The sequence below is a fragment of the Mesorhizobium sp. ESP6-5 genome (genome assembly GCF_020164695.1).
Lineage (GTDB): Bacteria > Pseudomonadota > Alphaproteobacteria > Rhizobiales > Rhizobiaceae > Mesorhizobium > Mesorhizobium australicum.
Genome location: NZ_JAIUGR010000004.1, coordinates 1 through 14,627, shown reverse-complemented (window position 1 = coordinate 14,627; position 14,627 = coordinate 1). Strand labels below are relative to the sequence as shown.

Sequence of the window (14,627 nt, the reverse complement as noted above, 5' to 3'; positions counted from 1 at the left end):
TCCTCAGGCCGATTTGCGCTTCGGCGCAACGCTTTTCGCCTTGGCACGTTTGGCCGCCGGCTTGGCTTTCGCCGGGGACGACTTGGTCGGCGCCGAATCCGACGACAAGCTCTTCTTCAGCGCGTCGAACAGGTTGACGACATTGGAGGGTTTGGGCGCCTCCTTGGCCTTGGGCGCCTTGTGCCCCGCCTTCTTGGCGCGGATCAGCTCGAGCAGGGCTTCCTCATATTTGTCGTCGAATTTCGAGGGATCGAACTTGGTCTTCTTCTTGTCAATGATGAGCTCGGCCAGATCGGTCATCTCCTGGTCGGTCTTCACCGCCTCGATGTCGCCGAAGACGGTCTCCGGCTGGCGCACCGTGTTGTCGTAGCGCAGCGTGGTCAGCACCATGCCCTTGCCGAGCGGCTCGATGACCACCGGACGCTCGCGTCGATAAAGGACGATGCGCGCCAGCCCGGCCATCTTCTTGCCCGCCATCGCGTCGCGGATGACGGCGAACGCCTCCTCCGAAACCTTGTCGGCCGGCGCGACATAGTAGGGGGTGTCGAGATAGATCTGCCGGATCGAGGATTTGTCGACGAAGCCGTCGAGGCTCATCGTGTGCGAGGTTTCGATCTGCACCGCCTCGATCTCGTCCTCCTCTATATGGACGAAGTCGCCCTTTTCGATCTCGTATCCCTTGATCTCGTCGCCGTCCTCGACCGGTTTGCCGGTCTCGGCGTCGACATAGATCCGCTTCACCGTATTGCCGGTCTTGCGGTTCAGGATGTGGAACGAGACCTTGTCGGCATGGGTGACCACGTTGGTGAGTTCGATGGCGCAGGTGACCAGCGAGAGCTTCAGATAGCCTTTCCAGGCCGGGCGCGGCGCCATGATGATTTCCCCGTGAGAAAGATCAGCTGGAACGGGCGACCACCTCGCTCGGTTCCAACCCGGTCGGGCCGGGGCCGGCGCGGTTGCCGCCGGCCCCGGCCTTCAGCCTCTATTCGGCGGCCTGCAGGTTGATCTTGCTTTCCGCGATTTCGGTCAGCTTGCGATCCGTCGCCTGCTCTTCCTTGAGATTCTTGGCCAGCACATTGGCGCAGTCGCTGCGGCCGAGCTGCTTGGCCCAGGCGATCAAGGTGCCGTAGCGGGTCATTTCATAGTGCTCGACGGCCTGCGCGGAGGCGATCAGCGCGGCATCCAGAACGTCCTTGTCGTCGACATCGCCGCTGACGTCGTCGGCCTCCTCGAGAATGCCGTCGATGGCCGGGCAGTTGACCTGCTTGGCCTTGACGCCATGCAGCTCGAACACCTGCTCGACGCGTTCGATATGGCCCTTGGTCTGCTCGAGGTGTTTTTCGAAGCCGGCCTTCAATTGCGGATCGGTTGCCTTGTCGACCATCTTCGGCAGCGCCTTCTCGATCTGCTTTTCGGCATAATAGATGTCGCGCAGCGTGTGCACGAAGAGGTCGTCCAGCGTTTTGATGTCCTTCGAAAAGAAGCCCATGATTTCAACCTTTCCATTGCTCTTGCTTGTTCGGGAGATCCCGGCCTTGCCTGGGCAGTGCCTGTGAGCCGGCAATGCCGGTTCTTGGAACTCAACGTCCATTGGTGGGGCCGGTTCCGAGCGCTCGCGGCCGCACGGCAGGAAATTCCCGGGCGGCACGAAAGTTGAAACACAAGCGCGCCAAGGCGACATTCAAACGAAACATATGTGATGCAAAAGTCACACCAACCGAAATGGTGACAAAAGGCGTCGAAACACCCCGAATCAGCCGCAATCCGGCCATGAAGCGACGGGTTTTCGACCAAAAATTAACATCACGTTCACTGAGTATTCACGCCTCGATGCTATCGTTCTCGCACTTCGGAAGGGACGTCCGAAAATCGGGACAGGGACCAGGTAAAATGAACTTCCTCACGCAACTCATCGGCTATGCCGCCGCTATCCGCGAATTCGTCGCGCCGACCTATCGGCCCGAGCGCTATTACATGCGTGGCCCCGGTCCGGCCTGCGCCCGTCGCGGCACGTCGCTGGGCGCGCACTGACCATGAGCTTCGAAAGCCGACACAACAGCCGCATCTGCAGGCCGGACGCCGACAGCCGCGCCACCGCCTATCGCGCCGAACGCCCTGTCCTGGCCGACCGGCGGCGTGCGGCAACGCCGCGTCTTTGATGCCGCCATCGGCCGGCTTGATGTCATAGGACATAAGCAGCCGAGGCCAGCGTGACCGCCGCGGACGAGCCCTCCCCAGGCAAGCCGCCCCTCTGAACCCTTCGGTGCAGCCGCTGATCCTCTTCGAGAGCGTCGCGCCTGGTTGCGGCCAATCGGATGAATGCGCGCTACCGCGGCCGGCTCAAGCGATCGGCCACACAAGGTTGGAGCACAATCGCGCCGCCCGCCGCCCTACCCAGTTCGCGGCAATCCTGGGACGTGCACAGCGTCCAGCCACCGGCCGTCGCGCCGGAGGCCGCCAGCACGAGACGGGGCTGCGGCCCGACCTTGGGCGAATAGGCCCACCAGCCATCCTTCAGCACCGCACCTTCCGGCGGCTCCATGCCGGCACCCGAGCCCTTGATACGGGCCTCGACCACTTGCAGGCCGGAGGGCGTCACCTTCCAGTCTTCCTCCCAGCGTGTCCGCTCCACCGAATGCGTCCAGGACAGGGTGAAGGCGGCAACGCCGAGCGTCACGCTCTTGCCGGCGGCGAAGATGCACAGGCTCATGCGGTTTCTCGCCTGAGCAGGATCGCCGCCGCCAGCCGGGTGCCGCATTTTGCGTTCGCCGACCTTCGCTTCGGGATCATGCCCTGGCCGGCGCCTGCCGGGCACGCCAGACATGCCAGCCGATCCAGGCCAGCGACAGCGCCCAGCCGGTCTCGTCGGTCAGCGGCACCGCCGCCACCAGCAGCACGCCGGCGGCGAAGGCGACCAGCCGTTCCCACCAGGCCATGCGCGTGGCAAGGAAGCCGACGGCGGCGGCGCCCCACAGCACGATGCCCATGCAGGCCTTGAGAACGATGTAGGTGACCTCGACGGGATAACCGAACTGGGCGGCGATCGGTCCGGCGTCCTGCAGCATCAGCGCCGGCGTGTAGACCGCCATGAACGGAACGACGAAACCGGCGATGGCTAGTTTTGTCGCCTGGATACCGATCTTGAGGCCGCTCTCCTTGGCCATGGGTGCGGCGGCAAAGGCGGCCAACGCCACCGGCGGCGTCAGGTCGGCCATGATGCCGAAATAGAAGACGAACATGTGGCTGACCACCAGCGGCACGCCGAGCGATAGCAGCGCCGGCCCGGCCAGCGACGAGGTGATGATGTAGTTGGGGATGGTCGGGATGCCCATGCCGAGCACCAGGCAGGTCAGCATGGTCAGCACCAGCGACAGGAACAGATTGTTCTCGCCGATCGAGATGATCCAGCCGATGAAGGTCGAGGCGATGCCGGTCAGCGTCAGCGTGCCGATGACGATGCCGACGATGGCGCAGGCAATGCCGACCGGCAGCGCGTTCTTGGCGCCTTCGGCAAGCGAGTCGATGCAGATCCGCAGCGTCTCGCGGCCACCCCTGAAGGCAAGGCAGGCAATGACGAGTGCGGCGATGACAAGGCTGAGGATGTTGACGCCGAATTTCATGAAGGAGGCGGCGGCAAGCCCCAGCGCCAGCCAGAAGACGACGCGGAAGGCGAGCGGCCCGATCAGCGCCGCCAGCGGCGTGCCGAGGATCAGCACGATGGTCAGCGCCAGGCCCATCGTACCCGCGAAGACAGGTGTGTAGCCGGCGAACAGCAGATAGATCAGCGCCGCCAGCGGCAGCACCAGCGGCCAGTGCTGTCGCACCGCGTCCCAGGGGTTGGGCAGGTCCGCCTTGGCCATGCCACGCAGGCCGGCCTTGCCTGCCTCCAGATGCACCTGCCAGAAACAGGCGCCGAAATAGAGCAGCGCCGGGATGATGGCCGCCTTGACCACATCGGCATAGGGGATGTTCAGCGTCTCGGCCATGATGAAGGCGACCGCGCCCATCACCGGCGGCATGATCTGGCCGCCCATCGAGGAGGTCGCCTCGACGGCGCCGGCGAAGGCCGAGCGGAAGCCGAAGCGCTTCATCAAGGGAATCGTGAACTGGCCGCTGGCCACCACATTGGCGACGCCGGAACCGGAAATGGTGCCCATCAGCGCCGAGGACAGCACGCAGACCTGCGCCGGGCCGCCGCGCCAGGTGCCGACCAGGCCGAGCGCGAAATCGTTGAACAGCGCGATCATCCCGGCGCGTTCGAGGAAGGCGGCAAAGACGACGAAGATGAAGATATAGGCGGCCGAGACATAGATCGGCGTGCCGTAAATGCCTTCGGTGCCGTAGGCGAAGGTGTCGACCAGCTGGGCGAAGTCATAGCCGCGATGGATGAAGGGCGGGGGCAGATGATTGCCGACGAAGCAATAGGCGAGAAAGATGAAGGCGATGGCCGCCAGCGGCAGCCCCATCAGCCGGCGCGCCGCCTCGAAGACCAGCACCACCAGCACCGCGCCGACGATCAGGTCCGGCGTGGTGAGGAAGCCGGAGCGCCGGATGAGGTCGGTATAGAACACCCAATTGTACAGGCCGGTGCCGAAGCCGAGCACGCCCAGCGTCCAGAACGCGGCCTTGGCCGGCAGGCTGGTGGCGCGCAGATTGGCGATCAGGCCGAAGCCGAGCAGCAGCAGGAAACCGACATGCATGGCCCGCACCACCTGGCTCGGCAGGCTGCCATAGGCGGCGATGTAGATCTGGAAGGCGGAAAAAGCGACCGCGATGGCGAAGGCCGCCTTGCCGGCGATGCCGTCGCCGAAACCCGGCGGCAGTCCTTCGACCTGCTCTTCGGCGACGGGGAGATGGAAGGTGGAGGATTTGCCGTCGACTGCTTCGCTCATCCGACGCACTCCAAAATGAGCGAATGATAGTGCGAGGCGCGTCGCGAAGACATCTCAGATAGTCCTCGCCTACTTCAGCAGCCCCTTCTCCTTGTAATACCGCTCCGCGCCCGGATGCAGCGGCACCGGCATGCCGTCGAGGGCCTTGGCCGGGTCGATCGCCTTGGCGGCGGCGTGCGCGGCGGCAAGCTGGTCGAGATGCTCGAACATCTGCTTGGTCATCTGGTAGGCGGTCTCATCCGAGACATCGGCCCGGGTGATGAGGAAATTGCCGACGGCGGCTGTGGCGACATCCTCCGTCTGGCCCTCATAGGTGCCCTTGGGAATGACCACCGACAGATAGGGCGAGCCGATCTTGGCGACGTCTTCGGCCGGCACCGCAACGACATTGATCGGCAAGGAGGTGGCGAGATCGCGGATCGAGGCGACGCCCAGCCCGGCCGATTGCAGCGTGGCGTCGAGCTGGCGGTTCTTGATCAGCTCGACCGATTCGGCGAAGGGCAGGTATTCGACGCGGCCGAGGTCCTCGTATTTCAGCCCGGCGGCGGCGAAGATGGCCCGCGCGTTGAGCTCGGTGCCCGATGCCGGCGCGCCGACCGACAGGCTCTTGCCCTTGAGGTCGGCGAGCGTCTTGATGCCGGATTCCTGGCTGGCGACGATCTGGATGTAATTGGGATAGATGGCGGCGATGCCGCGCAGCTTGTCCAGCTTGCCGGGGAAGCCGGCCTCGGCATTGCCCTCGGCGGCCATCTTGACGGAATCGCCGAGCGCGAACGCGATCTCGCCCTTGCCCTGCTGCAGGAGGTTGAGGTTCTCGACCGAGGCCTTGGTCGCCTGCACCTGGGTGCGGGCGCCCTCGATGCCCTTGCCGTAGATTTCCGACAGTGCCACGCCGAGCGGATAATAGACGCCCGAAGTGCCGCCGGTCAGCACATTGATGAATTCCTGCGCAGTAGCGGACACCGCACCAAGGCCAAGGGAAAGCGCCATCGCGCCGGCAGCAATAAACGTCTTTCTGAAATTCAACATCCGGTTTCCTCCCTGAAATATTGGCCGCATCGCCTCCCTGACGCGAACCGGGCGAGTTTAGACAGCGGAGGGGAAATGCCAACCCGCAATTCCGCTCGTTAGACGAATGGTTGAGAGTGTCGCCAAACATATGCCCGCTTGCACAAGGCGCGGCCGGAGCCGAAAGTTTTTCCAGCGCCTGTCGAAATCGGCCAAGGTCGCGCGACATACGTTCGGCCCGCAACGAAGCGGCCTTCGAAACCACGGGAGAAGACCCATGCGATACATGCTTATGATCTACGCCGACGAAGCCGCGATGGCGAACGTGCCGACCGAGGCGACCTATCAGATGAGCGCCGCCTATGACGCCTACACGGAAGCGCTGAAGAAGTCCGGCACCTGGCTGGCCGGCGACAGGCTGCGCCCGAGCCAGGCGACCACCCTGGTCCGGATGACTGACGGCAAGACCAGCGTGCTCGACGGCCCCTATGCCGACACCAAGGAGCAGCTTGCCGGCTTCTACATGATCGAGGCCGAGGACGCCGACGCCGCGATCGCCTGGGCGGCGCGCTGTCCGGCGGCCAGCACCGGGACTGTCGAGGTGCGGCCGATCTGGGAAATGGCCGACTATCTGCCCAGGAAATGACGGCGTGATGGACACACGCCCCGAAATTGCCCGGGTGGCCGCCGAGACGGCCGCCCGGCAGAGCTACGGCAAGCTGGTCGCCTGGCTGGCGGCGCGCACGCGCGACGTGGCTGCCGCGGAGGATGCTCTGGCCGACGCCTTTGCGGCGGCGCTTGAACGCTGGCCGCGCACCGGCGTGCCGGAAAAGCCGGAAGCCTGGTTGCTCGCGGTGGCAAGGCGGCGGCGTGTCGATGCGGTGCGGCGGCGGCTGACCAGCGAAGCCGGCCGCGACCATCTCAAGCTGATTGCCGAGGAGGCGGAGGCGCGCATGACCGATGAGGACCTGCCCGACGAACGATTGCGGCTGATGTTCGCCTGCGCCCATCCGGCGATCGAACCCGGCGTGCGGGCGCCGCTGATCCTGCAGACCATCCTCGGCTTCGATGCCGCGACGATCGCTTCCGCTTTCCTGCTCTCGCCGTCAACGATGGGGCAGCGCCTGGTGCGCGCCAAGAGCCGCATCCGCGAGACCGGCATTCCGTTCCGCGTACCGGAGCGAGCCGAACTCGGCGAAAGGCTGGACGCGGTGCTGGAGGCAATCTACGCCGCTTTCGCCGAGGGCTGGTCCGACCCGGCCGGTACCGAGACGCGGCGCCGGAACCTCGCCACCGAAGGCATCTGGCTCGGCCGGCTGGTGGCCTCGCTGCTGCCGCAAGAGCCGGAAGCGCTGGGCCTGCTGTCGCTGATGCTGTTCGCCGAAGCGCGCCGCGCCGCGCGTCGCGACACGGCCGGAGAGTATGTGCCGCTCGCCGAGCAGGACCATGCACTGTGGGATCACGCCCTGGTCGACGAGGCCGAAGCCCTGCTCCGCCGTGCCGCCGCCATGGGCACGATCGGCCGCTATCAGCTCGAGGCGGCGGTCCAGTCGGCGCATGTGGCGCGACGACTGAGCGGCCGCACCGACTGGGCGGCGATCCGCGCGCTCTACGAAGCGCTGTTTTCGATCGCGGGATCACCGGTCGTGGCGATCAACCGCGCGGTGGCGATCGCAGAGACCGAGGGCGCGGTGGCGGGGTTGGCGGCTCTTTACGTGCTGGGAGACGACAAGCGGCTCAATGACTACCAGCCCTACTGGGCCGCGCGAGCCGGCCTGCTGGCCAGGCTCGGCCAGGCACCGCAGGCGCTCGAGGCCTATGATCGGGCGATCGGCTTAGAGCGCGATCCGGCGGTGCGCCGCTTCCTGCAGGCAAGACGCGCCGCTCTCATCCAATGAGCTCCCGGGCGCGGGCGGCATTTCGGACCACCTCGTTCAGGCCGGCCACATCTCGTGCGACGTGTTGAGCGTCTTCATGAGCGGATGCTCGCGCAACCGCGCCCACAGGCGTTCGATACCGGGCCAAGCCGCCCGCGCCATGTCGATGTCGGGATGCCAGGCCACCAGCATGACGAGATAGATGTCGGCCAGCGACATCTGATCGCCGGCGAGCCAGTCGCGGTTGCGCAAGGCTGCATCGACGACGGCAAACCCGCGGTCCATCTCGGCGACCGCCGCCTGTTTCACCGCCTTCGTGCCCTCGGCATCCGTCGTGTAGCGATGGGCGTAGTAGAGCCGCAGCATCGCCGGGTAGAGCACCGAGGACATGAACGCCATCCAGCGCAGGAACTCCGCGCGCGCCGGTTCATCGGCGGCCGGTGCCAAGCCGGCTTGCGGGTGACGCTCGGCGAGCAGGATGCAGATCGCCGCCGATTCGGTGATAGAGCGTCCGTCCGGCAAGGTCAGCACCGGCACCTGGTTCAACGGGCTGATGGCGAGGAAGGCCGGATCGGGCGCCTCGCTCTTCGGCACGTCGATCTGCTGGAAAGGCGCATCGATCAGCGCCAGCGCCGCCTCGACGACAAAGCCGCCGCTGCCCGGACGCGTGTAGAGCTTGTACATGAAATCCTCCCCCGGCCCGAACCAGGGCGCGCTCGAGATTTGCACCGGAAGCAGGGGCTACTCAAGTCGGGTAAGGACTCCACGGCAGGTTTTTCAACGGGCCAGGCTCAGGACGCTAAACAAGCCACGCTAGCGGGCCAGCGCCCCCTCTGTCCTGCCGGACATCTCCCCCTCAAGGGGGGAGATCGGATGTCACGAACGTTTTCGCCAATTTTGGCGCTGAAGAAAGGACGCGGGGCTGAAACTGCCAATCTCCCCCCTGAGGGCGCTGGCCCGCCAGCGCTGCTGTTCTTGGGTATCGAGGCCTAAGCCCCCAGCCCCTCGAACAGGATCGTCGACAGATACCGCTCGGCGAAATCGGGGATGACCACGACCAGGGTCTTGCCCTTGTTCTCTGGGCGCGAGCCGACGACGATGGCCGCCTGCAGGGCCGCGCCCGAGGAGATGCCGACCGGCACGCCTTCGAGGCGGGCGATGAGGCGCGCATTGGCGACCGAGTCCTCGTTCGAGACCTTGACGATCTCGTCATAGACCGTGGTGTCGAGGATTTTTGGCGCGAAGCCGGCGCCGATGCCCTGGATCTTGTGCGGGCCGGGCTGGCCGCCCGACAGCACCGGCGAAGCATCCGGCTCGACGGCGACGACATGCAGCGCGGGCTTGCGCTTCTTCAAAACCTGGCCGACGCCGGTGATGGTGCCGCCAGTGCCGATGCCGGCGATGAAGATGTCGATCCCGCCCTGGGTGTCGTTCCAGATTTCCTCCGCCGTCGTCTTGCGATGGATCTCTGGATTGGCCGGGTTTTCGAACTGCTGCGGAATGATGGCGTTGGGGATCGTCGCGGCCAGTTCGTCGGCCTTGGCGATGGCGCCCTTCATGCCTTTCGGGCCTTCGGTCAGCACCAGCTCGGCGCCGAGCAGCGCCAGCATCTTGCGGCGCTCGACCGACATCGTCTCCGGCATGGTCAGGATCAGCTTGTAGCCCTTGGCGGCGGCGGCGAAGGCGAGCGCGATGCCGGTGTTGCCGGATGTCGGTTCGATCAGCGTGGTCTTGCCGGGGGCAATCTTGCCGGCCGCTTCCAGCGCCTCGATCATCGCCACGCCGATACGGTCCTTGACCGAGGCGATCGGATTGAAGAATTCGAGCTTGGCGACCAGATTGGCGACGATGCCCTTCTCCTTGGCGAACTTGTCGAGCCGTACCAGGGGTGTGTCGCCGATCGTGTCGGTGATGGAATCGTAGATACGGCCGCGGCCGGGTACGCGGGCTGAAGTGACGGGCTTGTTCATTGGTTTCGCTCCCTGGATTTCAGGCAATTGGCAGTAGCCGACAGAATAGGGCTTTCAACCGCGCAAGATAGGCTGCGGCTGGAAAATATCCGAGTGGGGCGCGTGCTGAAAACGCCTGGCCCTCGGAAAAGCATTTCCCGAAACAGCCGGGGCAGGGAATGGTTTGGCCGAAACGACCTACTGACGAGCGGCGATCGCCGCCGCTGCGCCAACCATGAAGGCGCCGGCGGTGCGGTTCAGCACCTTCAGCGCGCGCGGCGACTTCAGGAACCAGCGCGCCTTGGCCGCCAGCGCCAGGTAAGGCACCAGCACGACGAACAGGACGACGACCGTCAGCGCGACGAGAATGCCGTAATCGGCAAGCGTGATCGTCTTCAGGTCGACGATGGTCGGCGTGATGGCGAGGTAGAAGATCATCGTCTTGGGGTTGCCGAGCGTCACGGTGAGGCCGGCGACGAAGCTCGACAGCAAGCCGCCCTTTCCCTTCCTGGCTTCGACGGTTTCGGGTGTGATGCCGGCGGTCCAGAAGCGCCAGCCGAGGAAAGCCAGGTAGGCGACGCCGGCCCATTTGATGGCCAGGAAAACCATGCCGAATTCCTGCGCGACGAAGGCGAGGCCCAGCACCACGGCGGTCAGGTAGGTGAGATCGCCCAGCATGAGGCCGAAGGACATGGCCAGCGACGAGCGAAAGCCCGAGCCCAGCGCACGCGCGACCAGCGCGGTGATGCCGGGGCCAGGAATGGCGGCGGCGATACCAAGAGCGGCGCTATAGGCGAGGAATCCGGTGAGGGTCATTGGCGTTGGCGTCCAAGGGCGGTCGCACCCTTGTCGCACGAGGCGGGTCTCCAGGTGAACCCCTGAGCGCGGGATTCGCTTGCACCAGACGGCATGGCCCGGTTCGCAAGCAAGGATCAGGAGCGGTCGCCACCATAAGTCACGCGCCAGATTGTGCCGTTGCCGTCCTCGGAGACGATCAAGGATCCGTCGCCGGCCACCGCAACACCGACCGGGCGGCCCCACACCTCGCCGTTCGAAACGACGAAGCCGGTCATGAAATCCTCGTATTCGCCGGTTGGCTTGCCGTCCTTGAACAGAAGCCGGACCACCTTGTAGCCGGTCCTGTTGCCGCGGTTCCACGAACCGTGCAGGGCAACGAAGGCGTCGCCTCGATAGTCCTGGGGAAAGCCGGTGTCGGCGGGCAAATCCTTGCCATCGTAGAAGGCGATATTGAGCGGCGCCGAATGCGCCTGCATCAGCACGTCGGGACTGTCAGCCTTGCCGGCGAGATCGGGGCGCTCGCCCCTGTGGCGCGGGTCCTCATTGTCGCCGATATAATACCAGGGCCAGCCATAGAAGGCGCCTTCCCTGACCGATGTCGCGTATTCGGCGGGCACATTGTCGCCGAGCCCGTCGCGCTCGTTAACGACACACCATAGCGCGCCGGTCGCCGGCTGGACGGTCATGCCCGAACAGTTGCGCAAGCCGGTGGCGACTGTGTGGCCGTTCTTGCCGTCGGGATCGAAGGCCCGGACCTCGGCCCGGCCCGCCTCGGAACCCCAACTGGCGCCGAGCGGCTTAGCCTTCACCCAGGCGTCGAGCCCGCCCCTGGGCCTCTTGCCCATGTCCTCGGCGACATTCGAGCCGGAGCCGACGGAAAGATAAAGTGTCTTGCCGTCGGGCGAGAAGGCGATGTCGCGGGTCCAGTGGTGGGTCGAAGGAATGTCGGCGACGATGGTTTGCGGCTCGCCCGAGGCCTTCAGGTCGCCATTGCCGTAGGCAAAGCGCACGATGCTGTCGCTGTTGGCGACGTAGACCCATTGCGGGTCCTTGCCCGGGGGATAGAAGGCAATGCCATAGGGCCGGTTGAGACCGCCGGCAAAGATGCTTTTCTCCGCGGCTTTCGCGCTGCCCTTCGCCAGGCGATAGACCCGAACCTGGTTGGCCTTGCTGTCGGCAACGAACAGGTCGCCGTTGGGTGCGATGCGCACGACGCGCGGATTGTCGATCCCCGAGGCGATCAACTCGGCCGAAAACCCCGGCGGCAAATGCGGCTTTGCGTCCGCCGGCATGTCGATCACGCCGGCGCTGTTGGAGGCGGATTTGGTGACATAGGGTTTCGGCAGGTCTTCCGGCTTGATCAGCCGGCGCACGCCGGGCCTGTCCGCCCGCCAGTCGCCGAAGGCGGCCGGGCCTTTGAGCACAGGCTGGTCGGCTTGCTGGGCGAGCGCCGCGGTCGTGACAAACAGTGCGGACAGCGCCAGTCCGGCCAATCGCATCACTTCCTCCAATCCGTCATGAAGGAAAGCAACGATCGGTTTGCTCGTGGGTTCCGTTGCGCTCGATGCGCAAAACTTCTCGGATCAGGTCCCGGCAGCGTAAAAATCGTCGTCCAGGCGTTTTTCCAATTCAACGAGATCGGCCGGCAATGGGAGGCCCATGGCGCGCATCTCGCGCAGTTTTTCGCGCAGCTGTTCCTGAATTTCGTGCTGGTCCTCCGGCTGGTTGACCATCTCCTCGAGCAGCAGACTGATCTGGGCCTTGAACGATTCCAGCGCCATTCTTTTTCTCCTTTGCAGCCTGTCTGGATTACGGTCCCGCCAGGAAAGTCGTTCGCGGTCGAATTCCGGCATGGAAACCAAAGCAATAATTCCTCGGACTCCTTACCTCAGCATGCGGGAAATCAGCTGTGCCGTATAATCCACCATCGGCACGATGCGGGCATAGTTCAGCCTTGTCGGGCCGATGACGCCGAGCGCGCCGACGACGCGGGCGTCCTTGTCGCGATAGGGCGCCACCACCAGCGACGAGCCCGACAGCGAGAACAGCTTGTTTTCCGAGCCGATGAAGATGCGCACGCCCGATCCCTGCTCGGCGAGGTCGAGCAATTGGATCAGCCCGTCCTGCGTTTCCATGTCCTCGAACAGGTGGCGCAAGAGTTCGATGTCGGCCTGGGCGGTGACGTTTTCCAGCAGATTGGCGCGGCCGCGCACGATGAGCCGGGCAGGCAGGCCGCTTTCGGCGCCCGCCCACACCGCAAGCCCCTTCTCGACGAGGTCCTGCGACAGCGTGTCGAGGGCGGCTCTCGTCTCTTCCTTGATGCGGGCGATCTCGGTGCGCGCCTCGGCCAGCGTGCGGCCACGGATATGCGCGTTGAGGAAATTCGAGGCCTCGTGCAGTTGCGAGACGGTGATGCCGGCGGGCAGCTCGACGACACGGTTTTCGACATCGCCATTCTGCGATACCAGCACGGCAAGCGCCTTGGTCGGCTCCAGCTGGATGAATTCGATATGCTTGAGCGCCACCTCGTTCTTGGCGGCAAGCACCAGGCCGGCGCCGCGCGACATGCCCGACAGCATCTGGCTGGCCTCGGTCAGCATATGCTCCAGCGTCGCGCCGGAGCCGGAGGCCCGCACCTGCGCCTCGATGGTGCGGCGCTCCTCGTCGGAGAGGTCGCCAAGCTCCATGAAGGCATCGACGAAGAAACGCAGGCCAGCCTGGGTCGGCAGGCGCCCGGCCGAGATGTGCGGCGCGTAGATCAGCCCGAGATGCTCGAGGTCGCTCATCACGTTGCGGATGGTGGCGGGCGACAGCGAGGACGGCAGGATGCGCGACAGGCTGCGCGAGCCCACGGGTTCGCCGTCCCGCAGATAGGAATCGACGATGCGCCGGAAGATGTCGCGCGAGCGCATGTCGAGCGACTGAAGAGCCAGCGACTGCGAGGCGGGATCGACTGCCTTGGTCATTCGGCTAAAAACCTCCGGTTCAAGGATATAGACTTCGGTGGGCCGCGCGCAACCCGGTGTCTGTGTCGGGTCACCGCCCCTTTTCCTTTGCGCCGTGCTCTGCATGCGTCTAAAAGCCGGCCACGATTCAAAAAAATGACAAGAAAGCAGGCCGAATGCGCCCCTCCAAACGCCAATTCGACGAAATGCGCGCCATATCCTTCGAGCGCGGCGTCTCCAAGCATGCCGAAGGCTCGTGCCTGGTGAAGTTCGGCGACACGCATGTCCTGTGCACCGCCAGCCTTGAGGAAAAGGTGCCTGGCTGGATGCGCAATTCCGGCAAGGGCTGGGTGACGGCCGAATATGGCATGCTGCCGCGCTCGACCGGCGAGCGCATGCGCCGCGAGGCCTCCGCCGGCAAGCAGGGCGGCCGCACGCTGGAAATCCAGCGGCTGATCGGCCGTTCGCTACGCGCCGTGGTCGACCTGCAGGCGCTGGGCGAACAGCAGATCACCGTCGACTGCGACGTCATCCAGGCCGATGGCGGCACCCGCACCGCTTCGATCACCGGCGGCTGGGTGGCGCTGTATGACTGCCTGCGCTGGATGGAAGCGCGGCAGATGGCCAGTGTTTCGAAAGTGCTGAAGGATCATGTCGCGGCGATTTCCTGCGGCATCCATGACGGCCAGCCGGTCATCGATCTCGACTATATCGAGGATTCCTCGGCCGGCACCGACGCCAATTTCGTCATGACCGGCAAGGGCGGCATCGTCGAGATCCAGGGCACCGCCGAGGGCGAGCCTTTCTCCGAAGAGCAGTTCGCGGCCTTGATGGGCCTGGCCAAGAAGGGCATTTCCCGGTTGGTCAGCCTGCAGCAGATGGCGGTGGCTTAGTTTTTCATGCGGAGCCTGGGCACCCCCCTCTGCCCTGCCGGGCATCTCCCCCGCAAGGGGGGAGATCGGCTGTTGTCGAGAGCTTCGCCAATAATCAGCATAGAATACCATGAGCCGGCGCTCACGCTGCCAATCTCCCCCCTTGCGGGGGAGATGGCCGGCAGGCCAGAGGGGGGTGCCTCGTGACTCCCTCTGCCATTCTTGAATCCGCCCTCTATGTCACCGACCTCGACGCCGCCGAGCACTTCTACACCGACATTCTCGG

Annotated in this window: 16 protein-coding genes and 1 pseudogene; 6 read left to right on the top strand and 11 right to left on the bottom strand. The window is 65.0% G+C overall.

Translation table 11 applies throughout. From position 1 onward, the window contains the following. Positions 1-3 precede the first annotated feature (3 nt). Positions 4-873 carry a Ku protein gene (locus tag LB524_RS07005; protein ID WP_224524692.1) on the bottom strand — a complete coding sequence of 290 codons (870 nt, stop codon included), beginning with the start codon at positions 871-873 and terminating at the stop codon, positions 4-6. A gap of 109 nt (positions 874-982) precedes the next feature. Beyond that, positions 983-1,489 carry a ferritin-like domain-containing protein gene (locus LB524_RS07000; protein ID WP_015314781.1) on the bottom strand — a complete coding sequence of 169 codons (507 nt, stop codon included), beginning with the start codon at positions 1,487-1,489 and terminating at the stop codon, positions 983-985. A 401-nt stretch (positions 1,490-1,890) separates the two neighbouring features. On the opposite strand from LB524_RS07000, the gene LB524_RS06995 reads away from it, so the two are divergent. Continuing rightward, complete coding sequence (locus LB524_RS06995; protein WP_015314782.1) at positions 1,891-2,031, top strand: hypothetical protein; 141 nt, start codon at positions 1,891-1,893, stop codon at positions 2,029-2,031. 2 nt (positions 2,032-2,033) lie between these two features. Next, complete coding sequence (locus tag LB524_RS28795; RefSeq protein ID WP_263484918.1) at positions 2,034-2,159, top strand: hypothetical protein; 126 nt, start codon at positions 2,034-2,036, stop codon at positions 2,157-2,159. Between the two features lie 167 nt (positions 2,160-2,326). On the opposite strand, the gene LB524_RS06990 is transcribed toward LB524_RS28795, so the two are convergent. From LB524_RS06990 to LB524_RS06980, 3 genes are all read right to left on the bottom strand, one after another. After that, entirely contained in the window at positions 2,327-2,710 is a 384-nt protein-coding gene (locus LB524_RS06990) for a DUF1850 domain-containing protein (protein WP_224524690.1), read from the bottom strand. 76 nt (positions 2,711-2,786) lie between these two features. Then, positions 2,787-4,892 carry a TRAP transporter permease gene (locus tag LB524_RS06985; RefSeq protein ID WP_224524689.1) on the bottom strand — a complete coding sequence of 702 codons (2,106 nt, stop codon included), beginning with the start codon at positions 4,890-4,892 and terminating at the stop codon, positions 2,787-2,789. Positions 4,893-4,961: 69 nt separating this feature from the next. Continuing rightward, entirely contained in the window at positions 4,962-5,921 is a 960-nt protein-coding gene (locus tag LB524_RS06980) for a TAXI family TRAP transporter solute-binding subunit (RefSeq protein ID WP_224524687.1), read from the bottom strand. A 256-nt stretch (positions 5,922-6,177) separates the two neighbouring features. Here LB524_RS06980 and LB524_RS06975 point away from each other — a divergent pair, with 256 nt between their 5' ends. Then, positions 6,178-6,546, top strand: a complete 369-nt coding sequence (locus LB524_RS06975) for a YciI family protein (RefSeq protein ID WP_015314786.1) — start codon at positions 6,178-6,180, stop codon at positions 6,544-6,546. A gap of 7 nt (positions 6,547-6,553) precedes the next feature. Further along, positions 6,554-7,798, top strand: coding sequence for an RNA polymerase sigma factor (locus LB524_RS06970; RefSeq protein WP_140660506.1), 1,245 nt, complete (start codon positions 6,554-6,556; stop codon positions 7,796-7,798). A 36-nt stretch (positions 7,799-7,834) separates the two neighbouring features. Here the strand turns inward: LB524_RS06970 and LB524_RS06965 are convergent, their stop codons facing one another. From LB524_RS06965 to hrcA, 6 genes are all read right to left on the bottom strand, one after another. Continuing rightward, the gene (locus tag LB524_RS06965) at positions 7,835-8,461 is read right to left on the bottom strand and encodes a glutathione S-transferase family protein (RefSeq protein ID WP_224524685.1); all 627 of its coding nucleotides are present in this window, start codon (positions 8,459-8,461) and stop codon (positions 7,835-7,837) included. Between the two features lie 305 nt (positions 8,462-8,766). Further along, positions 8,767-9,747 carry a cysteine synthase A gene (gene cysK / locus LB524_RS06960; RefSeq protein ID WP_140618137.1) on the bottom strand — a complete coding sequence of 327 codons (981 nt, stop codon included), beginning with the start codon at positions 9,745-9,747 and terminating at the stop codon, positions 8,767-8,769. Between the two features lie 177 nt (positions 9,748-9,924). Continuing rightward, positions 9,925-10,542 carry a LysE family translocator gene (locus tag LB524_RS06955; RefSeq protein ID WP_140618139.1) on the bottom strand — a complete coding sequence of 206 codons (618 nt, stop codon included), beginning with the start codon at positions 10,540-10,542 and terminating at the stop codon, positions 9,925-9,927. 116 nt (positions 10,543-10,658) lie between these two features. After that, positions 10,659-12,023, bottom strand: a complete 1,365-nt coding sequence (locus tag LB524_RS06950; protein ID WP_224524682.1) for a PQQ-dependent sugar dehydrogenase — start codon at positions 12,021-12,023, stop codon at positions 10,659-10,661. An 84-nt stretch (positions 12,024-12,107) separates the two neighbouring features. Then, positions 12,108-12,305: a hypothetical protein gene (locus tag LB524_RS06945; protein ID WP_015314792.1), complete on the bottom strand. Its 198-nt coding sequence runs from the start codon at positions 12,303-12,305 to the stop codon at positions 12,108-12,110. Between the two features lie 102 nt (positions 12,306-12,407). Next, positions 12,408-13,490 (bottom strand): heat-inducible transcriptional repressor HrcA, encoded by a 1,083-nt coding sequence (gene hrcA, locus LB524_RS06940; protein WP_015314793.1) that lies wholly within the window; start codon positions 13,488-13,490, stop codon positions 12,408-12,410. 155 nt (positions 13,491-13,645) lie between these two features. On the opposite strand from hrcA, the gene rph reads away from it, so the two are divergent. Together rph and LB524_RS28970 are read left to right on the top strand one after the other, a co-directional pair. Beyond that, entirely contained in the window at positions 13,646-14,362 is a 717-nt protein-coding gene (gene rph, locus LB524_RS06935) for a ribonuclease PH (RefSeq protein ID WP_015314794.1), read from the top strand. Between the two features lie 182 nt (positions 14,363-14,544). Further along, a pseudogene (locus LB524_RS28970) lies at positions 14,545-14,627 on the top strand (glyoxalase/bleomycin resistance/extradiol dioxygenase family protein); the annotation flags it as partial.

Excerpts from the sequence above, each read along its gene's own strand:
- cysK (WP_140618137.1), bottom strand. The coding sequence starts at position 9,747 with ATGAACAAGCCCGTCACTTCAGCCCGCGTACCCGGCCGCGGCCGTATC.
- LB524_RS06990 (WP_224524690.1), bottom strand. The coding sequence starts at position 2,710 with ATGAGCCTGTGCATCTTCGCCGCCGGCAAGAGCGTGACGCTCGGCGTT.
- LB524_RS06980 (WP_224524687.1), bottom strand. The coding sequence starts at position 5,921 with ATGTTGAATTTCAGAAAGACGTTTATTGCTGCCGGCGCGATGGCGCTT.
- LB524_RS06985 (WP_224524689.1), bottom strand. The coding sequence starts at position 4,892 with ATGAGCGAAGCAGTCGACGGCAAATCCTCCACCTTCCATCTCCCCGTC.
- LB524_RS06965 (WP_224524685.1), bottom strand. The coding sequence starts at position 8,461 with ATGTACAAGCTCTACACGCGTCCGGGCAGCGGCGGCTTTGTCGTCGAG.
- LB524_RS28795 (WP_263484918.1), top strand. The coding sequence starts at position 2,034 with ATGAGCTTCGAAAGCCGACACAACAGCCGCATCTGCAGGCCGGACGCC.
- LB524_RS07000 (WP_015314781.1), bottom strand. The coding sequence starts at position 1,489 with ATGGGCTTCTTTTCGAAGGACATCAAAACGCTGGACGACCTCTTCGTG.
- LB524_RS06950 (WP_224524682.1), bottom strand. The coding sequence starts at position 12,023 with ATGCGATTGGCCGGACTGGCGCTGTCCGCACTGTTTGTCACGACCGCG.
- LB524_RS06975 (WP_015314786.1), top strand. The coding sequence starts at position 6,178 with ATGCGATACATGCTTATGATCTACGCCGACGAAGCCGCGATGGCGAAC.
- LB524_RS06970 (WP_140660506.1), top strand. The coding sequence starts at position 6,554 with ATGGACACACGCCCCGAAATTGCCCGGGTGGCCGCCGAGACGGCCGCC.
- hrcA (WP_015314793.1), bottom strand. The coding sequence starts at position 13,490 with ATGACCAAGGCAGTCGATCCCGCCTCGCAGTCGCTGGCTCTTCAGTCG.
- LB524_RS07005 (WP_224524692.1), bottom strand. The coding sequence starts at position 873 with ATGGCGCCGCGCCCGGCCTGGAAAGGCTATCTGAAGCTCTCGCTGGTC.
- rph (WP_015314794.1), top strand. The coding sequence starts at position 13,646 with ATGCGCCCCTCCAAACGCCAATTCGACGAAATGCGCGCCATATCCTTC.
- LB524_RS06995 (WP_015314782.1), top strand. The coding sequence starts at position 1,891 with ATGAACTTCCTCACGCAACTCATCGGCTATGCCGCCGCTATCCGCGAA.
- LB524_RS06945 (WP_015314792.1), bottom strand. The coding sequence starts at position 12,305 with ATGGCGCTGGAATCGTTCAAGGCCCAGATCAGTCTGCTGCTCGAGGAG.
- LB524_RS06955 (WP_140618139.1), bottom strand. The coding sequence starts at position 10,542 with ATGACCCTCACCGGATTCCTCGCCTATAGCGCCGCTCTTGGTATCGCC.